Annotated in this window: 19 protein-coding genes; 11 read left to right on the top strand and 8 right to left on the bottom strand. The window is 73.7% G+C overall.

The annotated features are described in order from the left end of the window. The first annotated feature begins 198 nt into the window (after nt 1–198). A complete protein-coding gene (locus AB0Q99_RS12160; protein ID WP_363570876.1) occupies nt 199–561 on the top strand; it encodes a hypothetical protein in 363 nt (120 codons plus the stop codon). 43 nt (nt 562–604) lie between these two features. Here the strand turns inward: AB0Q99_RS12160 and AB0Q99_RS12165 are convergent, their stop codons facing one another. From AB0Q99_RS12165 to AB0Q99_RS12185, 5 genes are all read right to left on the bottom strand, one after another. Next, nucleotides 605–1,480, bottom strand: coding sequence for a helix-turn-helix transcriptional regulator (locus tag AB0Q99_RS12165; RefSeq protein ID WP_363570675.1), 876 nt, complete (start codon nt 1,478–1,480; stop codon nt 605–607). 61 nt (nt 1,481–1,541) lie between these two features. Then, nucleotides 1,542–2,024, bottom strand: a complete 483-nt coding sequence (locus AB0Q99_RS12170) for a hypothetical protein (protein ID WP_363570677.1) — start codon at nt 2,022–2,024, stop codon at nt 1,542–1,544. Between the two features lie 139 nt (nt 2,025–2,163). Further along, on the bottom strand, nt 2,164–2,871 hold the full coding sequence (locus AB0Q99_RS12175; RefSeq protein ID WP_363570679.1) for a 4'-phosphopantetheinyl transferase superfamily protein: 708 nt from the start codon (nt 2,869–2,871) through the stop codon (nt 2,164–2,166). Between the two features lie 186 nt (nt 2,872–3,057). Next, entirely contained in the window at nt 3,058–4,284 is a 1,227-nt protein-coding gene (kynU, locus tag AB0Q99_RS12180) for a kynureninase (protein ID WP_363570681.1), read from the bottom strand. A 56-nt stretch (nt 4,285–4,340) separates the two neighbouring features. Beyond that, nucleotides 4,341–5,171 carry a tryptophan 2,3-dioxygenase family protein gene (locus AB0Q99_RS12185; protein ID WP_363570683.1) on the bottom strand — a complete coding sequence of 277 codons (831 nt, stop codon included), beginning with the start codon at nt 5,169–5,171 and terminating at the stop codon, nt 4,341–4,343. 215 nt (nt 5,172–5,386) lie between these two features. Between AB0Q99_RS12185 and AB0Q99_RS12190 the strand changes: the two genes are divergently transcribed. Together AB0Q99_RS12190 and AB0Q99_RS12195 are read left to right on the top strand one after the other, a co-directional pair. Further along, complete coding sequence (locus AB0Q99_RS12190; RefSeq protein WP_363570685.1) at nt 5,387–5,821, top strand: Lrp/AsnC family transcriptional regulator; 435 nt, start codon at nt 5,387–5,389, stop codon at nt 5,819–5,821. 94 nt (nt 5,822–5,915) lie between these two features. Beyond that, a complete protein-coding gene (locus tag AB0Q99_RS12195; RefSeq protein ID WP_363570687.1) occupies nt 5,916–6,455 on the top strand; it encodes an NAD(P)H-dependent oxidoreductase in 540 nt (179 codons plus the stop codon). A gap of 96 nt (nt 6,456–6,551) precedes the next feature. Here the strand turns inward: AB0Q99_RS12195 and AB0Q99_RS12200 are convergent, their stop codons facing one another. Then, nucleotides 6,552–7,184 carry a MarC family protein gene (locus AB0Q99_RS12200; RefSeq protein ID WP_363570689.1) on the bottom strand — a complete coding sequence of 211 codons (633 nt, stop codon included), beginning with the start codon at nt 7,182–7,184 and terminating at the stop codon, nt 6,552–6,554. A 277-nt stretch (nt 7,185–7,461) separates the two neighbouring features. Here AB0Q99_RS12200 and AB0Q99_RS12205 point away from each other — a divergent pair, with 277 nt between their 5' ends. The 3 genes from AB0Q99_RS12205 (at nt 7,462) to AB0Q99_RS12215 (ending at nt 11,090) form a co-directional block, all read left to right on the top strand. Further along, entirely contained in the window at nt 7,462–8,022 is a 561-nt protein-coding gene (locus AB0Q99_RS12205) for a DoxX family protein (protein WP_363570691.1), read from the top strand. Nucleotides 8,023–8,317: 295 nt separating this feature from the next. Next, complete coding sequence (locus AB0Q99_RS12210) at nt 8,318–8,971, top strand: FxLYD domain-containing protein (protein WP_363570693.1); 654 nt, start codon at nt 8,318–8,320, stop codon at nt 8,969–8,971. 289 nt (nt 8,972–9,260) lie between these two features. Further along, a complete protein-coding gene (locus AB0Q99_RS12215; protein WP_363570695.1) occupies nt 9,261–11,090 on the top strand; it encodes a glycosyl hydrolase family 18 protein in 1,830 nt (609 codons plus the stop codon). A gap of 226 nt (nt 11,091–11,316) precedes the next feature. On the opposite strand, the gene AB0Q99_RS12220 is transcribed toward AB0Q99_RS12215, so the two are convergent. Next, nucleotides 11,317–11,898: a MarR family transcriptional regulator gene (locus tag AB0Q99_RS12220; protein ID WP_363570697.1), complete on the bottom strand. Its 582-nt coding sequence runs from the start codon at nt 11,896–11,898 to the stop codon at nt 11,317–11,319. Nucleotides 11,899–12,042: 144 nt separating this feature from the next. On the opposite strand from AB0Q99_RS12220, the gene AB0Q99_RS12225 reads away from it, so the two are divergent. From AB0Q99_RS12225 to AB0Q99_RS12240, 4 genes are all read left to right on the top strand, one after another. Next, the gene (locus AB0Q99_RS12225; protein WP_363570699.1) at nt 12,043–13,347 is read left to right on the top strand and encodes an MFS transporter; all 1,305 of its coding nucleotides are present in this window, start codon (nt 12,043–12,045) and stop codon (nt 13,345–13,347) included. A gap of 191 nt (nt 13,348–13,538) precedes the next feature. Beyond that, nucleotides 13,539–15,173 carry a phospholipid carrier-dependent glycosyltransferase gene (locus AB0Q99_RS12230; protein WP_363570701.1) on the top strand — a complete coding sequence of 545 codons (1,635 nt, stop codon included), beginning with the start codon at nt 13,539–13,541 and terminating at the stop codon, nt 15,171–15,173. Further along, on the top strand, nt 15,173–15,949 hold the full coding sequence (locus AB0Q99_RS12235) for an ABC transporter permease (RefSeq protein WP_363570878.1): 777 nt from the start codon (nt 15,173–15,175) through the stop codon (nt 15,947–15,949). The genes AB0Q99_RS12230 and AB0Q99_RS12235 overlap by 1 nt, the downstream gene beginning before the upstream one ends. A 291-nt stretch (nt 15,950–16,240) precedes the next feature. Beyond that, nucleotides 16,241–16,828: a TMEM165/GDT1 family protein gene (locus AB0Q99_RS12240; RefSeq protein WP_363570880.1), complete on the top strand. Its 588-nt coding sequence runs from the start codon at nt 16,241–16,243 to the stop codon at nt 16,826–16,828. A gap of 67 nt (nt 16,829–16,895) precedes the next feature. Here AB0Q99_RS12240 and AB0Q99_RS12245 read toward each other — a convergent pair whose 3' ends face one another. Then, nucleotides 16,896–18,131 (bottom strand): peptidoglycan-binding domain-containing protein, encoded by a 1,236-nt coding sequence (locus AB0Q99_RS12245; RefSeq protein WP_363570703.1) that lies wholly within the window; start codon nt 18,129–18,131, stop codon nt 16,896–16,898. Nucleotides 18,132–18,491: 360 nt separating this feature from the next. Here AB0Q99_RS12245 and AB0Q99_RS12250 point away from each other — a divergent pair, with 360 nt between their 5' ends. Continuing rightward, nucleotides 18,492–20,564 (top strand): MDR family MFS transporter, encoded by a 2,073-nt coding sequence (locus AB0Q99_RS12250; protein WP_363570705.1) that lies wholly within the window; start codon nt 18,492–18,494, stop codon nt 20,562–20,564. Nucleotides 20,565–20,640 lie beyond the last annotated feature (76 nt).

Here is a 20,640-nt window from a genome sequence, read left to right on the forward strand (position 1 = left end):
GCGTGGGCGGGGGCGTAGCGGAGGCCATTACCTGCGGGGTCATCGACGCCCGCGGCCGGCCCGGGCAGGGTGGAGGCACCCCGGTGAGGCCGCGACGGCCCCGGGCTCCCACCCCCTGACCGGAGGCGATCCGCCGTGTCCGCCCACGCGAACCCCCGCACCCCCGCCCGGCCGGGCTCCGCCTTCTCGTCGTGGACGGTGCGCGGCGTCCTCGCCCTGGACGCCCTGGTCACCGACGGCAACGGCCTGGCGTACCTCGCCTTCGCCGGCCCGCTCGGCGACCTGCTCGGCGTCGGCCGCGCCACCCTGACCGGCCTCGGGCTCCTCCTCGCCGGCTACGCGATCGCGGTCGGTGTGCCGGCCGCCCGGCGGCAGCCGCCGCGGCCGGCCGTGCTCGCGGTGATCGGCCTCAACCTCGGCTGGGTGGTGCTCAGCCTGGTCGCGGTGGCGGTGTGGCCGGGGCTGACCACCGCCGGGCTCGTCTGGATCCCGGCGCAGGCCGCGGCGGTGGGCCTGTTCGTCGTCCTGCAGTCCACCGCCCTGCGGCGGACCGGTCGTTAGGCGGAGCGGTCGTTGGGCGAGCGGTCGTTGGGCCGAGCGGTCGCTAGGTGTTCTGGCCCGTGGGGTCCGGCCCGACCGTGGACCGCAGGAACCGCGCCGTGTCCGCGTCGGCCGGGAGGAAGGTCTCCATGGCCAGCTCGGAGACGGTCACGTCCAGCGGGGTGTTGAAGGTCGTGACGGTGGAGAGGAAGGAGAGCACCCGCCCCTGGTGGCGGATCCGCATCGGCAGCGCGAACGGGAAGCCGTCCCCGGCCGGGCCGCTCGCGGGGCCCTGAGCCTGGCCGTCCCCGGTGCCGTCCCCCGGGCCGTCGTCCGGCTCGGGGTAGCCGCTGACCTCCTCGAACAGCCGCCGAAGCGGCTCGGCGCGGACCAGCTCCAGCCGGCGTTCCATCCGCTCCAGCAGGTGCCGCCGCCACTGCCGCAGGTTGACGATGCGCGGCGCCAGTCCGTCCGGATGGAGGGTGATCCGGACGGCGTTGAGCGGTGCCCGCAGCAGGTGCGGGGCGACCCCGTCGAGGAGCAGGCCGAGCGAGCGGTTGGCCGCCAGCACCCGGAAGCCGCCGTCGATGACGACCGCCGGGTACGGGTCGTGGGCGGCCAGCAGCCGCTCCATGCCGCCGCGCAGCGCGTCCATCGAGGGGTCGTCCAGCGGTGTCTCGGGGTACTGCGGGGCGTAGCCGGCGGCGAGCAGCAGGGTGTTGCGCTCGCGCACCGGGACGTCCAGCTGGTCGGCCAGCCGCAGCAGCAGCTCGCGGCTCGGGCGGGAGCGGCCGTTCTCGACGAAGCTGAGGTGGCGGGCCGAGGAGTCCGCCCGCAGGGCCAGTTGCAGCTGGCTGAGCTGCCGTCGTTCCCGCCAGCCGCGCAGCAGCGGGCCGACGCCGGTTCCCGTCGGGCTGCCCATGCCCGCCATGATCGTCATGGCCCAGGACGGTACTCGAACGAGCCCGGTCCGCGGGAGGGGACGAAGCGGGCGAGGAGGATCAGACGCCGGTGCTGGATCCCGGCCGGATGACCATGATGACCACGACCACGGCCCACAGCAGGTTGAACACCCCGGCCGTCATCGGCAGCAGGCGCAGGCCGCCGACGGCCTTGGCGCGCTGCTCGTCGGCCGGGTCGAGCGCGAGCGCGTCCACGGCGGCCTGCTGGCCGGGCAGCACGAAGAGCAGCAGCGCGAGCGCGGCGACCGCGGTCAGCACCATCGAGACGATCACCCAGGACTGGCCCATCACGTCCATCACCTGGGCCAGGCCGATGCCCAGCACCGGTACCGCGACCCCGAGCAGCGCGTAGACCTGGGTGATCCGGTGCAGGACGCGCAGCACGCCCGCGTCGGAGGCCTGGTCCGGTCCGCCGGCCAGTGCGGCCTTGGCCCGGCGCGGGAACATGCTGACGGCCACCGCGACCGGGCCTATGAACAGGACCGACACGAGGACGTGCAGGCTCAGCAGGAACTTGGCCATGGCGGGGCACCCTTTGGATCCGGTGGGCTGGGAAGCGGGCGCGCGCGGTCGGCGGGCCCACGACCAGGCACGCTAACACCGCTTATCCGCGGGCCTCCCGGCGCGGGTGCCCCGGCGCCCCGCCCGCTGCCGTCGGCCGTCAGCCCGCGGCCGTCAGCTCCACGATCCGCGGCGGGGCGGTGCTGACCGCCGCGACGGCGGCGCCGTGCTCCGGGTCGGTCCAGTCGACCAGGTGCAGGTCCTCGTGCCGGCCGCGCAGCGGCGCGCCCGGCGGTACGGCCAGCGGCAGGGCGGAGAGGTCGATCCGGCCGAGGGTGTCCAGGGTGGCCCGCCCGATCTTGATCAGCGACTCCTTGCGCACCCACAGCCGCAGGAACGCCCGGTCCGGCTCCGGGTCCGCCTCGACCAGCGCGAGTTCGGCCGGGGCCAGCACCCGGCGGGCGACCGCGCCCAGCGAGCCGCCCCGGGCGGACAGCTCGACGTCCACCCCGATCGGCTGGTGGCCGGCGCCCGCGGCGACCACGCCCCGGGTGTGCGACAGGCTCACGTGCACCCCGGGGTGGTCCGGCAGGTACGGCTTGCCGTGGTCGGCGAGCCCGCAGTCCGGGCACTGCTGGGCGAGCACCAGGCCGGCCGCCGGGACGCCGAGCAGCCGGGCGGCGCAGAGCCGGACCAGCAGGTGCCCGGCGGTGAAGTCGACCCGCCCGGACTCGTGCCGGAAACGCGCGGCGCGCTCCCGTTCGAGGGCGGTCAGCAGGTGCTCGCCCGCCTCCGGGTGCCGCAGCACCGCGTCGGCGGACGCGACGGCGACGAGCGGCGCGCTCTGGTCCTGGGCCTCGGTGGTCATGGCTCCAACCTAGCTCCCAGCCGGAGGGCGTCGACGGGGGCTGTCGGTCGGGCCGTCGGCGGGGGCTTCCACCCGGGCCGCCCGAGCCGACCCGACCCCGGTCGGCCTGCGCCGTCCCGGGGTCCCGGTCCTCCTGGTCCTGTCGGCCCACCGGGTACTCCGTGGGAGCCGACCCGGGGGTGGGGGTCAGGTCACCTCGCCGCGGCGGGAGAAGCGTTCCGCCTGCCACTCGCCGCTCTCCAGGACCTCGGCGAGCTGCCGGGCGGCGTCCCAGACCTCGGTGTAGGAGAGGTAGAGCGGGGTGAAGCCGAAGCGCATCAGGTCCGGTGCGCGGAAGTCGCCGATCACTCCGCGCTCGATCAGGGCCTGCACCACCGGGTAGCCGTCGGCGTGCCGCAGGGCGACCTGGCTGCCGCGCCGGGCGTGCTCGCGCGGGGTGACCACCTCGATGCCGTCCAGGCCCTCGGTCAGGGAGATGAACAGATCGGTCAGCGCCAGGCTCTTCGCCCGCACCGCCGCGAGGTCGGCCCGCTCCCAGACGTCCAGCGAGGCGTCGAGGGCGGCCTGGCCGAGCAGCGAGGGCGAGCTGGTCAGGAAGCGGCCGATGCCCTGCTTGGGGTCGTACCCGGGCTCGAAGGCGAACGGGCGGGCGTGCCCGAACCAGCCGCTCAGCGGCTGCGGCGGACCGGCCGCCAGGTGGCGCTCGGCGACGTACAGGAAGGCCGGGGAGCCGGGGCCGCCGTTCAGGTACTTGTAGGTGCAGCCGACCGCGAAGTCCGCGTTCGCGGCGCCGAGTTCGACCGGCAGCGCGCCCACCGCGTGGCACACGTCCCAGATCATCAGCGCGCCCGCGGCCTGCACCCGGGCGGTGATCCCGGGCATGTCCAGCAGCTCGCCGGTGCGGTAGTCCACGTGCGAGAGGACGACCGCGGCGACGTCGCCGTCCAGGTGCCGGTCCAGCTCCTCCGGCCGGACCAGCGCGCTGCGCGTGTCCTCGACCAGGCCGGTCACGCCCTCGGCGATGTACAGGTCGGTCGGGAAGGCCTCGGCGTCGCCGAGCACCGTGTGCCGCCCCGGGCGCAGCCGCAGCGCGGCCGACAGCACCTTGAACAGGTTCACCGAGGTGGTGTCGCAGACGACCACCTCCGCCGGATCGGCCCCGATCAGCGGCGCGATCCGCCGTCCCAGCCGGTACGGCTGCTCGAACCAGCCGGCGTCGTTCCAGCTGCGGATCAGCTCCCGGCCCCACTCCTCCTCGACCACCCGGCGCACCCGCTCGGGCGTGCGCACCGGCAGCGCGCCCAGCGAGTTGCCGTCCAGGTAGATCACCCCGTCCGGCAGCGCGAACTCCTTGCGGAACGCCGCCAGCGGGTCGACGGCGTCCAGCGCCGCGCACTCCTCGCGCGTGGTCATGCCCATCTCTCCCTCGTCACCCTTGCTCACAGCTCGTCCGCTCACAGCTCGTCCGCTCACAGCTCGTTCCGGATCGTCCACAGCTCCGGGAACACGTCCTGCTCGGCCGACTTGCGCAGCCAGGTCAGCCCGCTGGAGCCGCCCGAGCCGGGCTTGCCGCCCATGGTCCGCTTGACCGCCGAGAGGTGCCGCTGGCGCCAGCGGGTGACCCGCTCGGCGACGTCCAGCAGGGCCTCGCCGAGCGGCTGCAGCGCGGCGAACTCCGGCTCGGTGTACACCCGGCGCCAGGCCGCGGCGACCTCCTCGGACGGGTGGTAGCGCTGCTCGGAGGGCGCCGGGCGCAGCGCCAGGCCGTGCCGCGCCAGCAGCGCCAGCGCCTCGTCGTACAGGCCGGGGGAGCGCAGCGCCCCGATCAGCTCGTCCTGGGTCTGCGGCATCCCGTCGTACATCTTCAGCAGCGCGGCGTTCTTGTTGCCGAGCAGGAACTCCAGGTGCAGGAAGGCCGCGGACTGGAAGCCGGAGGCCTCGCCGAACAGCGAGCGGAAGGAGTTGAACTCCTGCGGCGTCATGGTGGCCAGCAGGTCCCAGGACTCCACCAGCACGTCCTGCGCGTGGGTGCCCCGGCGCAGCGCGGCGAGCGCGGCGGGCAGGTCGTCCTCGCGCAGCGCCTGCCGGGCGATCGTCCACTCGTGCCGCAGCAGGTCGAAGAGCAGCTCCATCACCTGGGTGGTGACGATGAACGACAGCTCGGCGGGCTCCTTGCTGCGCGGGTGCTGCAGGCTGTGCAGCTCGTCCAGCCGGGCGTACTGGGCGTACGGGGTGCTCCGGCCCGGCGTCCCGCTCCTACCGAACGACAGGTTGGGTGTCTCCACCGTGTCGTGCCCCATCCCGATCCTCCTGATCCGTCCGGGCCCCGTCGCCCGCTCCGGTGAACCGGACGGACTGCCCGGTTCCACCGGGTGCCCATTGTGCGGCGGTGGTGGCCCCCGCTTGAATGGTCGACGGACACCGCAACCGCCGTCGGAGCTGTTGATCGCGAGGCGTTCGGCCGGTTCGCTTTACGAATGAAAATCCCTTGATCCGAACCACCCGGGGAGTCGCCATGGACGCCGTCGACCGCCGCCTGCTGGCCGAGCTGCAGGCCGACGCCCGGCTCTCGTACAACGAACTCTCCCGTCGGGTGAGTCTGTCCGCACCCGCGGTGGCCGAACGGGTCCGCCGCCTGGAGGCCGAGGGCGTGATCAGCGGCTACCACGCCCACGTGGACCCGACCCGGGCCGGACTGCCGATCACCGCGCTGGTGCAGATCCAGTGCTACGGCCCGCGCTGCGTGCTGCGCGACCCCGACGTGGCGACCTGGCCGGAGGTGCTCCAGCTGCACCGGGTCACCGGCGGGGCCTGCTGCGTGCTGCTGGTTGCGGTGCCGACGATGGCCGAGTTCGAGGCGCTGTGCGACCGGCTCGGCGGCTACGGCCAGCCGTCCAGCTCGATGATCCTCTCCAGCCCGGTGCCGTGGCGGCCGCTGGCGCCGCGCTGACCGGAGCCGTGCCGACCGGAGCGCGGGCGAGCGCGGGAACAGGCGCGCGTGGCCGCTGGCCTTGACGCGGACGTCAGGGAGTAGGTTCCAGCGCATGTCGAACGAGCGCCACATCCTGCTGTTGCCGGGGAGCCTGCGGGCCGGTTCCACCAACGAGACCGTGCTGCGCACCGCGGCCGCCGTCGCCGCCGCCACCCCGGGCCTGCGGACCACGTACTACACCGGGCTGGCCGGGCTGCCGCACTTCAACCCGGACCACGACACCGACCCGCTGCCGGAGCCGGTGGCCGCGCTGCGGGCCGCGATCGGGGCGGCCGACGCGCTGCTGGTCTGCACGCCCGAGTACGCCGGGACGCTGCCGGGCTCGTTCAAGAACCTGCTGGACTGGACGGTCGGCGGGGTGGAGGTCTCGGAGAAGCCCACCGCCTGGATCAACGCCGCCGGGGCGGGCCGCGGCGGGGGCGCCGAGGCCACCCTGCGCACCGTCCTCGGTTACACCGGCGCGGCCGTGGTGGAGGAGGCCTGCGTCCGGATCCCGCTGGAGCGCGGGGCGGTCGGCCCGGACGGGCTGATCGCCGACCCGCTGGTGCGCGCGCGGATCGGCGAGGTGCTGGCGAAGCTGGCGGCGGCCTGACCGGTGCCGACCGGGGTCCGAGCGGGGGTTGACCGGGCCCCGCCCGTGCGCCGTCCTGGCCGTGGCCCGCTCGCCGTCCGGCAGCCGGGCCCGGGTTCAGTGCGCCGGAGGCAGGTGCACCCCGAGCCCGGCCAGGCCCTCCAGGAACAGCTCCACGCCGACCGCCGCCAACAGCAGCCCGAGCAGCCGGGACAGCACCTCCAGCGAGGTCCGGTGGGAACGCTGCAGCAGCGGTGCGAGCAGGGCCACGCAGAGGTAGTTGATCACCGTGACGGCCACGTACGCCCCGGCGATCGCGGACTTCCAGGCCCAGTTGTCCTGGGTGAGCGAGGCGACCAGGACGGCGGTCACCGCGAGCGGGCTGGCGATGTACGGCAGCAGCAGCTCGCGGATGCCGTCCACCAGCGGGTTCGACAGGTGGTCGTCCTGCTCGCCGTCGCTGCCGAGGTGGACGCCGAAGACCAGTGCGACGGCGTAGACGAAGAAGATCAGCCCGCCCGCGAGCTGCAGCGACTGGTCGCTGATGTGGAAGAGGGTGCTGACCTCGTCCGCCGTGAACCCGAGCACCAGGCCGATCACCGCCGAGATGAGCGTGCTCCACGCCGCCAGCCGCCGCAGCTCCCCGGTGCTGCGGGTGGTGGCCAGCCGGGCGAAGGACAGCAGGGTCTTCGGCGGTCCGACCACGGCGAAGAAGGTGATGAACGCGCTGCTCAGGTTGAAGACGAACATGCGCCCAGCATGACCGCGGCGCCCCGGGCGGCCGGACCGCCACGCCCCACGGTCGGGCGTGGCGCGGGTCTCCCCTGCCCCCGGTTCGTCCCCGTCCGCGTTTCATTCCCGGTCTGCGGCGAATTCGCCCGGATGGCGGCACCGGGCTCGAACGGGTGGACGGTCTCGGTTGCTATGGAGGCAGGACTGCCCCGGGGGCGGGCTCCACCGGTACCACCACCGGCGGGGACCGCACCCGCGGGCAGGGACCACTCCGCCGCGGAAACGAGGATGCGACATGTGCCTGAACCGGAAGGACCTGGGCCTGCTGGCCCTGCGCAGCGCGGTCGGCGGGGTGCTGATCGCGCACGGCACCCAGAAGCTGTTCGGCTGGTTCGGGGGCGGCGGCCTGGAGGGCACCACCCAGGCCATGGACCACATGGGCTTCCACCCGGCCCGGGAGAGCGCGATGGCGGCCGGCCTCGGCGAGGCGGGCGGCGGCGCGCTGCTGGTGGCCGGGCTGGCCACGCCGGCGGCCGGTGCGGTGGTGGCCGGGACGATGGCGACGGCGGTGGCGGTGCACGCCCCGGCCGGTTTCTTCGCCATGGGCGGCGGCTACGAGTACCCGGCCTTCCTCGGTGCGACCGGCCTGGCGATCGGCCTGGCCGGCGCCGGCCGGTACTCGCTGGACCACCTGACCGGCCACGTCTTCGACCGCTCCTGGATCGGCGCGCTGGCCTTCGTGTCGAGCGCGGCCGGGGCGTACGGCGTGGTGGCGCGGCGCCGGCACGTGGTGCGGCTGCGCGAGGAGCGGGCCGCCGTGGAGGCGGACGAGCAGGAGGGCTCCGGGCTGTCCTGACCCGGCCCGGGGGACCGGCCGGGGACCTCACGGCCCGGCCCGGGGCCCGGCCCGCCGTCGGTCTGAGGTCCGTCCCGCTGCCGTCCCGCTGCCGTCCGGCGGCCCGGCCCGGGGCCCGCACCGCCGTCGTCCGGCGACCCGTCCCGGGGTCGGGCGAGCGCGGTCACCCGGAGGCAGCAGCCCTGCTGGCGGCTGTCCCCGGGCCCTCGGAGGGTGGGCGGGAGGCGTGCCGGACAGCCCGGCGCCGACCGGAACCGGCCGACCGGAACCGGCCGATCCGGAAACGAGGGACCGCATGGACCGCCAGCCGCTCACCCGGGGCACCGCCCCGCGTCCGAGGGTCACCGCGCAGGACCTGGAGGCGTCACCGCTGCGCCGCCGGCCCCACGCGCTGGCCGGGGTGCTGACCGCGGCGCTGGTCGGCGTCGCGGCGCTGGCGGGCTGCTCCTCCGGCCAGAGCGCGAGCAGCGTCGCCTCCGAGGCGGCGTCCGCGGTGGCGAAGGGCGCGAGCGCCGCCGCCTCCGCCGCCTCGGCGCTGGTCTCGGCGGCGGGCGGGGCCGGGTCGGCGCTGGCCTCGGCGGCCGGCGGAGCGGGGTCCGCGCTGGCCTCGGCGGAGGCGCGGGCCTCGGAGGCGGTGTCCTCGGCCTCCTCGGCCCTCGCCGGGATCAAGGGCGGGCTGGACGCGAAGGGCGACGTGACGGTCGGGGCGGTGACCACCGGTACGGACAACAAGGTGCAGGTCCAACTGACCGTCACCAACCACGGCCAGCAGTCCTACCGGTACGTGATCCAGGTGAACTTCACCGACGAGTCCGGCAAGGTGGTCGACGCCACGGCGGTGACCGTCCAGGACCTGGCCGCGGGCCAGAGCGTCCAGGCCGCCGCGCGCAGCAACCGGGAGCTCTCCGGCACGGTCAAGGCCGAGGTGGCCAACGCCGTCCGGTACTGACGGCCCGGCTCGGTGCGGGTGCGGAACCTTAAGCGGGACTCAAGGCCCAACGGGACCCCTTGACGGGTGAGTTGGTCTAGTCCATTTTTATTCCCCAGGTGCAGGGAGCCCCTGAACCGGCGCCGGCGGCCTCGTGTCGCCGGCGCCGGTTCGGCGCATCCCGGTGTCCGTCATGGCCTGATCCGCTCGATTCCCCACCCTTTCCTGTCATGTCCCGGTCGTCCGGCCCCACCCCGGACGCGCGCCCCCGGGACCGGCGGGAACCCCCACGACCAGGAGTCACGCACCCATGCTGCGCTCACGCATCGAAAGGGCCGGGGCCCCGGCCCCGCAGGGCGGCCGCCGACGCCGCCCGAAGAGCCTGACCGCCGTCGCGGCCGGCACCACCGCCTCCCTGCTGCTCGGCGCGGGCCTCGCGCTGTCCGGCGGCGCCGCGGCCAACGCCGCGACCACCAACAGCACCGGCGCGCCCGCCACCAGCGGCGGCATCAAGGTCGCCTACTTCGACCAGTGGTCGATCTACGCGAACGGGTACTACCCGAAGACGATCCAGGACACCGGCGTGGCCGGGAAGCTGGACTACCTGATCTACGACTTCGCCAACATCCACCCGAGCGACCTCGGGTGTTTCGAGGCCACCAAGGCCGCCGACACCAACGACAACAACCCCAACGCGGGTGACGGCGCGGGCGACGCGTTCGCCGACTACCAGAAGAGCTTCGGCGCGGACATCTCGGTCGACGGCGTCGGCGACGTCTGGAACCAGCCGATCGCGGGCAACTTCAACCAGCTGAAGAAGCTGAAGGCGAAGAACCCGAACCTCAAGGTCCTGATCTCGCTGGGCGGTTGGACCTACTCCAAGTACTTCTCGTCGGCCGCGGCCACGGACGCCTCGCGCAAGCACCTGGTGTCGTCCTGCCTCGACATGTTCATCAAGGGCAACCTCCCGAGCGACGCCGGCTTCGGCGGCCCGGGCACCGCGGCCGGCGTCTTCGACGGCGTGGACATCGACTGGGAGTACCCGGGCGGCGGCGGCCACGCGGGCAACGTCTCCAGCCCGGCCGACAAGCAGAACTTCACGGCGCTGCTGAAGGAGTTCCGCACCCAGCTGGACGCGCAGGGCAAGGCCGACGGCAAGACCTATGCCCTGTCGGCGGCGGTCGGCGCCGGCCAGGACAAGATCATGAACGTCGAGACCGACAAGGTCGGCCAGTACCTGACCTTCCTCGACGTCATGACCTACGACATGCACGGCGGTTGGGACGCGCAGGGCCCGACCAACCACCAGGCGCCGCTGTACTCCGGCCCGAACGACCCGTCGACCCCGGCCAAGCCGGGCAACGGCAAGTACTCGATCGACAACGCCATCAAGGCGTGGACGGTCGGCGACGCGCAGTACGGCATCCCCGGCGGCTTCCCGGCCAACAAGATCAACATGGGTGTGCCGTTCTACTACCGCGGCTGGACCGGCGTCCAGAACAACGGCAAGAACGGCCTCTTCCAGCCCGCCGCCAACCCGGCGGCCGGTGCGGCGATGTCCGGCAACGTCCCCGGCATCCAGATGTTCAAGGAGCTCTCGGGCTTCGTCGACAACCCGTCCAAGACCTTCTGGGACGACACGGCCAAGGCCACGTACTTCTACGACGGCAACACCTTCTGGAGCGGTGAGGACACCAAGTCGATCCAGGCCAAGATCGACTACGCGCACTGCAACGGCCTCGGCGGCTCCTTCGCCTTCTCGCTGTACGACCTCGGGACCAAGACCGGCCTGTTCGACACGATGGTGAACGCCACCAACGGCTCCGCCGCCGGCTGCCCGGCCCCGCCGACCGGCACCCCGACCCCGACCCAGACGCCGACCGGCACCCCCACCGGCACGCCGACCGGCACCCCCACCGGCACGCCGACGGGCACTCCGACCGGTACGCCGACCGGCACCCCGACCACGCCGGCCACCTGCTCGGCCGCCCCGAGCTGGGACGCGAACACCACCTACGCGGCCGGCGGCACCAAGGTCTCCTGGAAGGGCCACTACTACACCAACAAGTGGTGGACCAAGGGCGACGACCCGAGCCTGAGCGGCCAGTGGGGCGTCTGGACCGACAACGGTCCCTGCTGACGACCCGCACCACCGGATGACCGGGGGTCCGACGGACCCCCGGGGCACACGAAGAGGTCCGGCCCGCCGGGGGAGCATCCCCGGCGGGCCGGACCTCCGTCGTTCCCGCGAAAGGCCGGATGCCAACGGGGAGTCGGCCGGCCCCGGTCGGTTCGTCTGCCGACCCCGGCCCGTTCGGTCGCCGATCCGGCCCGTTCCGGCCGTGCCCCGGCCCGCCGGTCCGGGCTCAGGCCAGGTCGACGGTGCGTCCGAGCGCGTCCGGCTGGCTCTCCTCGATCCGCCGCAGCATCCGGGCCAGCAGGGCGGAGAGCGCGCCGCGCTCCTCGCCGGCGATGTCCTGGAGCAGCTCCTCCTCGAACACCGCCGCCATCCGCATCGACTCCAGCCACTTGTCGCGGCCGGTCTCGGTCAGCTCGATGATCACCCGCACCCGGTTGGACTCGTCCCGCTCCCGGGTGACCAGGCCGTCGGCCACCATCCGGTCGATCCGGTGCGTCATCGCCGCCGGGGTGAGCCCGAGCCGCTTGGCCAGCTCGCCCGGCCCGAGCCGGTACGGGCTGCCGGAGACCACCAGGGCCTTGAGCACCTCCCACTCGGCGGAGGTGATTCCGAGCACAGTCAGTTGACGGTCGTACGCCACGCCCATCCGCCGGGAGACCCGGTTGAGGGTCTGCACGATGGTCTCCACCTGGGGGTCGACGGTGGGGAACTCCCGCTGGTACAGAGCGACTTGTTCGGCGATGCCGAACTCCAGGGGGGTGGCCGGGGCGGGCTTGTGACCAGCCGGCGCCGGCTTGTCCGTAGTCATGCGGACCAGTGTCGCACGAGGGTGCACTCCTTAAGCCTTTGACTCGGCAGTCTTCCGGTGCTAAGACTTTATCTCGTCAAACTTTAGCTCTGAAATCTTCTGGACTTAAGAGTATCCAGTCGAACCTTGGAAGGGATGTGCACGGTGACCGGCACGGTGAAGCAGCAGAGGCAGCAGCGACGTGAGGCGGGCAGCCCGCTGCGCCGCGTCCAGATCGGCAACGCGCTCAGTGCGTTCGGCAGCGGGTTCACGATGCCGTACATGTTCGTGTACGTGGACCAGGTGCGCGGGCTGGGTTCGCTGGCGGCCGGGATGGTGTTCACCGTCTTCGCGCTGGCGGCCCTCGCCGTCCTGCCGCTGACCGGGCGCGGCATCGACCGGTACGGCCCCCGTCCGGTGCTGCTGGCCGGCACGGCGCTCGCCGCCACCGGCGCGTTCGCCTTCGGCCACGCCACCGGCACGCCGGCCCTGCTGGTCTCCTCCTTCCTGTTCGGCGCGGGTGTCACCACCTGTCAGCCGGCGCTCGCCACGATGATCGTCCGCTGCTCGACGGCGGCGACCCGCTCGCACGCCTTCGCGCTGCAGTTCACCCTGGTCAACCTGGGCATGGGCATCGGCGCGCTGGTCGGCGGGCAGATCGTGAACGTCGCCGACCCGGCCAGCCTGACCAGGCTGTTCACCATCGAGGCGGCGACCTTCCTCGGCCTGGCCCTGGTCGCCGGCACCGCCCGGATGCCCCGGATCCAGCTGAGCGTCGTGCACCGGAAGAGCGACGGCCCGACGGGCCTGCGCGCGCTGGTCGCCGACAAGGCGATGCTGCGGCTCTGTGTGCTCGCCGGGCTGATCTTCTTCACCTGCTACGGCCAGTTCGAGTCCGGCGTCGCGGCCTTCGCCACGGACACCGTCGGCACCGCGCCCTCCACCCTGGGCTTCGCGATCGGCGCCAACGCGCTGACCATCGTGGTGCTGCAGATGTTCATGGTGCGGATCACCGCGCGCCGCCGCCGCACCACCGCGATGGCCGCGGCCGGCCTGGTCTGGCTCGGCGCCTGGGCGATGGCCCTGGTGGCCGGTCTGATCCGGACCGAGACCTTGGCCGCCACGGTCGCCATCGTCTCGATCTACGCCCTCTTCGGCGTCGGCGAGTCGCTGCTCGCGCCCACCATGGGCCCGATGGTCGCGGACCTCGCCCCGGCCCGGCTGCTCGGCACCTACAACGCCGGGTACGCCCTGGTGAAGCAGATCGCGATCGCGGTCGGCCCGGCCGTCGGCGTGCTGCTGGTCGGCTCCGGCACCTGGCCGCTCTACCTGGCGGCGATGGCGGGCTCGACGCTGCTGGTCGTCGTCCTGGCGCTGAAGCTGCGCGGGCACCTCACGCCGGAGCAGGACAACGCCGCCCCGGCCGTGGTCCGCGCCGTCCCGGTCCGGGAGCTGCAGACCGCCGCGTAACCGCCGCGTAACCGCCGCGTAGTCGAAGAGTGCGCACGGGTGTTCGGCAAGGGCGCCGACCAGGTCACCTGGTCGGCGCCCGTCGCGCTTGGCTTCACGACCACCGCCACATAGTGTCAGTGGCTGTTGACCGCCCGGATCGGCCGCAGCGCCGGGGCCCGGGCAGAGCAGACAGGCGAATCGGCGAGGCTATGACGCAAGCGGCGCTCACGCACCCCCCGGCGGCCCCGGCCCCCGTCGCCCCCGCACCGGCCCCCCGCAGGGGCACGGTCCGCTGGGCGGCCGACCGCTCCGGCTGGCTCGGGCCGATCGGCGTCGCGCTGTTCGCGGGCCTGCTGCGGTTCTGGAACCTCGGCTACCCCAACGCCTTCGTCTTCGACGAGACGTACTACCCCAAGGACGCCTGGTCGCTGCTCCGGCAGGGCTACGAGGGCACCTGGCCCGACCACGCCAACGCCGACATCCTGGCCGTCCCGCAGTCCGTCCCGCTCGGTTCCGCGCCCGAGTTCATCGCGCACCCGCCGTTCGGCAAATGGGTGATGGCGATCGGCGAGCAGCTGTTCGGTCTGCACCCCTTCGGCTGGCGGTTCATGACCGCCCTGCTGGGCACCGTGACCGTGCTGATGCTGGCCCGGATCGGCCGTCGGCTCTTCGGCTCCACCCTGATCGGCTGCACCGCCGCACTGCTGATGTCGGTGGACGGCCTGCAACTGGTGATGAGCCGGGTCGGGCTGCTCGACGGGATCCAGATGTTCTTCGTGCTCGCCTCCTTCGGCGCCCTGCTGATCGACCGCGACCACGCCCGTGCCCGGCTGGCGGCCGTGGCGGGGCCGGACGGGGACGCCGACCGGGTGGGGCTCGGGTGGCGCCCCTGGCGGATCGCCGCCGGGGTGTTCATCGGCGCCGCCTGCGCGGTGAAGTGGAACGGCGCCCCGATCCTCGCCGCCTTCGGCGTGCTGACCGTGCTGTGGGACCAGGCCGGCCGGCGCGGCGCCGGAGCCCGCCGCCCCTGGCGCTCCATGCTGCGCCGGGACGCCGGACCGGCCGTCCTCGCCATGGTCGGCTCCGCGCTGGTGGTGTACGTCGGCGCCTGGGGCGGCTGGCTGCTCAACGGCGGGAGCGGCGGCGTGAACGGCGGCGGGTACGACCGGCACTGGGCGGACGGCCGCGCCGGGCTCTCCCCGGACAGCTTCCTGGGCGTCCCGCTGCCGCAGGTGTCGATGAGCTGGGTGCCCGCGCCGCTGCGCAGCCTGTGGCACTACCACTCGCAGATGTACGACTTCAACACCGGCCTGAGCACCCCGCACGCCTACCAGTCCAACCCCTTCGCCTGGCTGGTCGACGCCCGCCCGGTCTCGATGTACTGGGAGCAGGCCCCGAACGGCACCCGCGGCTGCACCTCCTCCGGCGGCTGTACGGCGCAGATCCTGGGCCTGGGCACGCCGTTCCTGTGGTGGGCGGCCTGCTTCGCGCTGGTCTACCTGCTGTGGCGCTGGTTCTTCCGGCGGGACTGGCGCTCGGGCGCGGTGCTCTGCGCGGTCGCCGGGATCTACCTGCCCTGGTTCCGCTACCAGGAGCGGACGATCTTCTCCTTCTACATGGTCGTGCTGGTGCCGTTCCTGTGCCTGGCCGTCGCCCAGATGCTCGGGGCGGTGCTCGGCCCGCCCGGCTGCACCCGCGAGCGCCGCCGGATCGGCGCGATCGCGGCCGGGGCGGTCGTGCTGGCGATCGTCGGCTGCTTCGCCTTCTTCTACCCGCTGTACACGGCGGAGGTGATCCCGATGTCGTCCTGGCAGGACCGGATGTGGTTCACCAGCTGGGTCTGATGGTTCTTGCGGCGTCCGGCGGACAGCTGCTGCCGGTCACCCCGGCGCTCGGGGTGGTCACCGCCGTGCTGCTGCTGGTCGCCGTCGCGGTGGCCGGCAAGGGCCTGCTCGGCCACGGGCACGCGGTGCTGCGGGCCGGACTGCGGGCGGTGGTGCAGCTGGCGGGCGTCGCCGCGGTGATCACCTGGGTGGTCGGCTCGCTGTGGTGGTCGGCGCTGTTCGTGCTGCTGATGTTCACGGTCGCGGTGCGCACCGCCGGGCGCCGGATGACCCCCGGCCCGGGCTGGGTCTGGGCGGCCGCGCCGATCGGCGCCGGGGTGCTCCCGGTGCTCGCCCTGCTGCTGGGCGTCGGACTGCTGCCGCCGAAGGGCCTGTCCGTCATCCCGGTCGCGGGCATCCTGATCGGCGGGGCGCTCACCGCGACCTCGCTGGCCGGGCGGCGCGCCCTGGACGAGCTGCGGCAGCGGCGCGGCGAGGTGGAGGCGGCGCTGGCGCTGGGGTTCGAGGACCGGGAGGCGCGGCTGGAGATCTGCCGGACGGCCGCGGCGACCTCGCTCGTCCCGGCCCTGGACCAGACCCGTACGGTCGGGCTGGTCACCCTGCCCGGGGCCTTCGTCGGGATGCTGCTCGGCGGGGCGTCGCCCGTCCAGGCGGGGGCGGTGCAGCTGTTCGTGCTGGTCGGGTTGCTGGCGGTGGAGTCGGTGGCGATCGTGGTGGTGCTGGAACTGGTCGGCCGGGGCCGGGTGACGGCGGGGGCGCCGGGCGAGGGCCGATGAACGGTTGAGCGTGGGCCGGGGGCCGGGGGCCGGGGGCCGGGGGCCGAGGGCTGGCGGCTGACGGCGCCGGGGGCCGGGCGGCGTGGGGTACGCTTGGGCACGTTGAAGGGGAGTAGCCCTCCACCGGACCGTCGACATACTGGCCCCCCGGGGCCCGGCGCCCGGGGCACCGCTCGCAGAGCGTCGCCGGCGAGACCTTCGGCCGCAGTGCTGTGACCATGACCAGTGCTGTCGGGCCGAAGCGTCCCCTGACGGAGCTGCGGAGGCCGGGCAGCCGGACCGAGGAACCCCCTGATGAGTTTCACCGTTGCCGCGTTGACCTTCGGCATCATCTTCCTGGCCGAACTGCCGGACAAGACCGCGCTGGCCAGTCTGGTGCTCGGCACCAAGTACCGCGCGAGCTACGTCTTCGCGGGCATCGCCGCCGCCTTCGCCCTCCAGGTGGGCATCGCACTCGTCGCCGGGCACCTGCTGTCGCTGCTCCCGCACCGCTGGGTGGAGGGCGTCACCGGCCTGCTCTTCCTGGCCGGCGCGGCGATGCTGCTGTTCCACGGCGGCGGGGACGAGGACGAGCACGCGGCCAAGGAGCCCTCCTCGAACAGCTTCTGGAAGGTGTCCGGGGCCAGCTTCGTGGTCGTCGCGATCGCGGAGTTCGGCGACCTGACCCAGATCATGACCGCCAACCTGGCCGCCAAGTACGCCGATCCGCTGGCCGTCGGCCTCGGCTCCTGGCTGGCGCTCTGCGCAGTCGGCGGGATCGCCATCGTGGGCGGGCAGAAGCTGCTCAAGTACGTGCCGATGAAGCTGATCATCCGGGTGGCGGCGGCGATCATGGTGGTGCTGGCGGGCGTCAGCCTGGTGGGGGCGGTCACCGGCTGACGGCCACCGGCCGGCCGACGGGCGGCGTCCGCGTGGTGCGGGCGCCGCCCGTTCGCGTGTCCGGGGGTCAGCAGCCCTGGCTGGCGGTGAGGGCGGCCTGGGTCTTGGGGCCGTAGACGTAGTTCTCGCCCTTGATGTGGTTCTGGCGCTGGAAGTCGCTGAGCACCGACTGGGTCCAGTAGTCGAAGGTGCCGGTGATGATCGACTTGTCGACGAACCCGCATTCGGCCACGTACAGGCGCTGCTGCATGTCCCTGACGTCGGGCCCGGTCATCCCCAGCGACAGCACCCGCGGGGTCTGGGTGGGGGTCGGGGTGGGCGTCGGCGTCGGAGTCGGGGTCGGCGTGGGAGTCGGGGTGGGGGTCGGGGTCGGCGTGGGAGTAGGCGTCGGAGTGGCGGACTTCGTCGGCGTCGGCTTGCGGGTGGGCGTCGCCGACGGGCTCGGCGCCCCGCCGGTCGCCGTCGACGCGGTCGCGGTGGGCGTCGTCGCCGGGCTCGGGTCCACCGGCGCGGGCGCCAGGGTGGTGGTCGGCAGCGGCTGCGCCTGCTTGGCGTCCGGCTCGGAGGACGGGGTCACGGCGTACGCGACGCCGATGGTGAGCGCCACCAGCGTGGCGCCGACCCCGACCAGCAGCCCCTTGCGTTCGGCCAGCGGGCTCCCGGGGCTCCCGGCTCCCTGCTCGGCCGCCCGGCGTGCGGCCCGGCCGCCGGCCTGCGGCTCGGGCCCGGCCGGGGCGTTGTCGAAGTTGTCGAAGGGGAAGAAGCCGATCTCGTCTTCTCCGCCCCGCCCGGCGCCGGGCCCGGCGGGGGACCGCGGTGGCGGCGCGGCCGCGTACGCGCCCGGCCCGGAGGGCGGCACCGGCGGCAGCACCGTGGTCGCGTAGGCATCGGCGTCCGGCCCGAGCGGGGGCCCCGCGAGGACGGGCGGCAGCACGGTGGTGGCATAGGCGTCCGCGTCCGGCCCCAGCGGGGGAGTGACCGGCTGCCCCGGTGCGCCCGGCCCGCCCGGCGCGAACGACCGGCCCGCGGTGAACGGCTGGCCGGGGGTGAACGGCTGACCCGGAGTGAACGGCCGGCCGGGGGCGACCGGCGGCAGCACGGCGGTCGCGAACGGGTCCACGGTCGGGGCGTGCGCCGGCGGTTCCTCGGCCACCTGATCGGCGGTCCGCGGGACGTACGGGCGGACCAGCGGCGGGCCCTCGAGGTGGGGGAGGACGGCGGTCTCGGTGAGGCTCGGGTCCGGGACGCAGCCGCACCCGGCTGAGCGTGCGGTGCCGCACGTCGGGCAGTGCTGGTCCGGCATCGGCCGGTCCTCCTCGGTTTCGGGTCGGTTTCGGGTCGGTCTCGGGTCAAGGTCCCGCGGACGCTCTCGGCGGCTCCCGGGCCGGGCCCGGGCGCACGATCGCGCCTGATTATGCAGGACGGCCCGGGGGCGGGACAGGGGCGTCCGGCCCCGGCGGGGGTGTTGTGCCGGTTGGTGCCGGTTGGCTCCTCCGGGAACGCCCCGGACGCCGCGGACGTCCCCGCTGCTTACGTTCGGCTCAACCCGGCGGAACAAATCAGGACGAATCTGCCAGCATGGTGAGCCGGGAGTGATCATCCGCACGGGGCCCGTCAGCCGGGGCCCGCGACCCCACGGAGACGCCATGCCCACGGAGACGCCATGACGGATCCGCTCGCCGCGGCCGAGCGGAGCCCGGCGAGCGAGCCCGGCCCACCGACGGCCGCCGTCCACAACCTCTGGGTGCCGATCGGCGCCCTGCTGCTGGCGATGCTGCTCGCCGCCCTCGACCAGACCATCGTCTCCACCGCGCTGCCCACCATCGTCAGCGACCTCGGCGGCCTCGACCACCTCTCCTGGGTGGTCACCGCCTACCTGCTGGCCTCCACCGCCGCGACCCCGCTCTGGGGCAAGCTCGGCGACATGTACGGCCGGAAGCGCTTCTTCCAGGCCTCCATCGTGATCTTCCTGCTCGGCTCGGTGCTGTGCGGGATCGCGCAGAACATGGGGGAGCTGATCGCCTTCCGGGCGCTGCAGGGCCTGGGCGGCGGCGGGCTGATGGTGCTCTCCCAGGCGATCGTCGGGGACCTCGTCCCGCCCCGGGACCGCGGCCGCTACCAGGGCCTGTTCGGCGCGGTGTTCGGCGTCACCAGCGTGCTCGGGCCGCTGCTCGGCGGGCTGTTCGTGGACCACCTCAGCTGGCGCTGGGTCTTCTACATCAACCTGCCGATCGGCGTCGTCGCCCTGGTGGTGATCGCCGCGGTGCTGCACGGGACGGAGGTGCGGCGCGAGCACCGGATCGACTACCTGGGGACGGTCCTGATCGCCGCCGTGGCCACCTGCCTGGTGCTGATGACCTCACTCGGCGGCACCACCTGGGACTGGAACTCCTGGCAGATCACCGGCCTCGGCGTGCTCGGGATGGTGCTGTTGCTCGCCTTCGTCCTGGTCGAGCGGACGGCCGTCGAGCCCGTCCTGCCGCTGCGGCTGTTCCGCTCGCGGACCTTCAGCCTGGTCGCGGTGATCTCCTTCGTGGTCGGCTTCGCGATGTTCGGCGCGCTCACCTACCTGCCGACCTTCCTCCAGGTGGTCATGCAGGTGTCGCCCACCATGTCCGGCATCCACATGCTGCCGATGGTCCTGGGCATGCTGGTCACCTCGATCGGTTCCGGGCAGATCGTCGCCCGCACCGGTCACTACCGGATCTTCCCGATCGCCGGGACGGCTGTGACGACCGTCGGGCTGCTGCTGCTCTCCCGGCTGGACGAGCACAGCAGCACGGCCGAGATGAGCTTCTACTTCCTGGTCTTCGGCCTCGGGCTGGGCCTGGTGATGCAGGTGCTGGTGCTGATCGTGCAGAACTCGGTCGGCTACGAGGACCTCGGCGTCGCCACCGCGGGCGCGACCTTCTTCCGCTCCATCGGGGCCTCCTTCGGCGTCTCCATCTTCGGGACGGTCTTCGCGAGCGGACTGCGGGACCGGCTCGCCGAGGTCCTGGCGGGGGTGCCGCTGCCGCCCGGGTTCCGGCCCGAGGCCATCACCTCCGACCCGAGGGTCATCCCCCGGCTGCCGGCCGACGTCCAGCAGGGGATCTACCACGCGTACGCCGAGTCGATCACCCGCGTCTTCCTGTACGCGGTGCCGGTCATGCTGGTCGCCTTCGTGCTGTCGCTGTTCCTGCGCGAGCAGAAGCTGCGCTCCACCGTCACCGCGCCGGACCTGAGCGAGTCCATCGGGCTCAACCCGGTGGAGCGCACGTCCCTGGACGAGATCGCCCGCGCGCTCTCGGTGCTGAGCACCCGCGAGGCCCGGCGCGACCTCTTCCGGCGGATCACCGCCACCGCCGGACTGGACCTGCTGCCCGCCTCCAGCTGGCTGCTGCTGCAGATGCACCAGCACGGCTCGGTCGAGCCGGCGGAACTGGCCGAGCGGCGGATCGTGCCGGTCGCCGTCGTCGAGGAGGCCGTCCGGGAGGTGGAGGGCCGGGGGCTGGCCGCGCGGACCGGCGGGCTGCCGCTGCGGCTCACCGAACCGGGGGAGGAGACCGCGCTGCGGCTGGTCGCGGCCCGGCGCGCCCAGCTCGCCGACCTGCTGGGGGACTGGGACGAGAAGCAGTACGCCGATCTCGCCGAGCTGCTGACCAGGCTCAGCTCCACGCTCTGCGCCGACCTGCGGGACAAGCCCGACCCGGTCGGGCCGGAGCCGTCGTCCCGGGGCGAGGGGCGGTCGTTCTGAGGGCGGCCGAACGGCGGGGAGTCGGCGGGGAGTCGGCGGAGCGGCGAGGTGCGACCGGGTGACGTATCGTCGCGTA

The sequence above is a fragment of the Kitasatospora sp. NPDC086791 genome (genome assembly GCF_040685975.1).
GTDB lineage: Bacteria > Actinomycetota > Actinomycetes > Streptomycetales > Streptomycetaceae > Kitasatospora.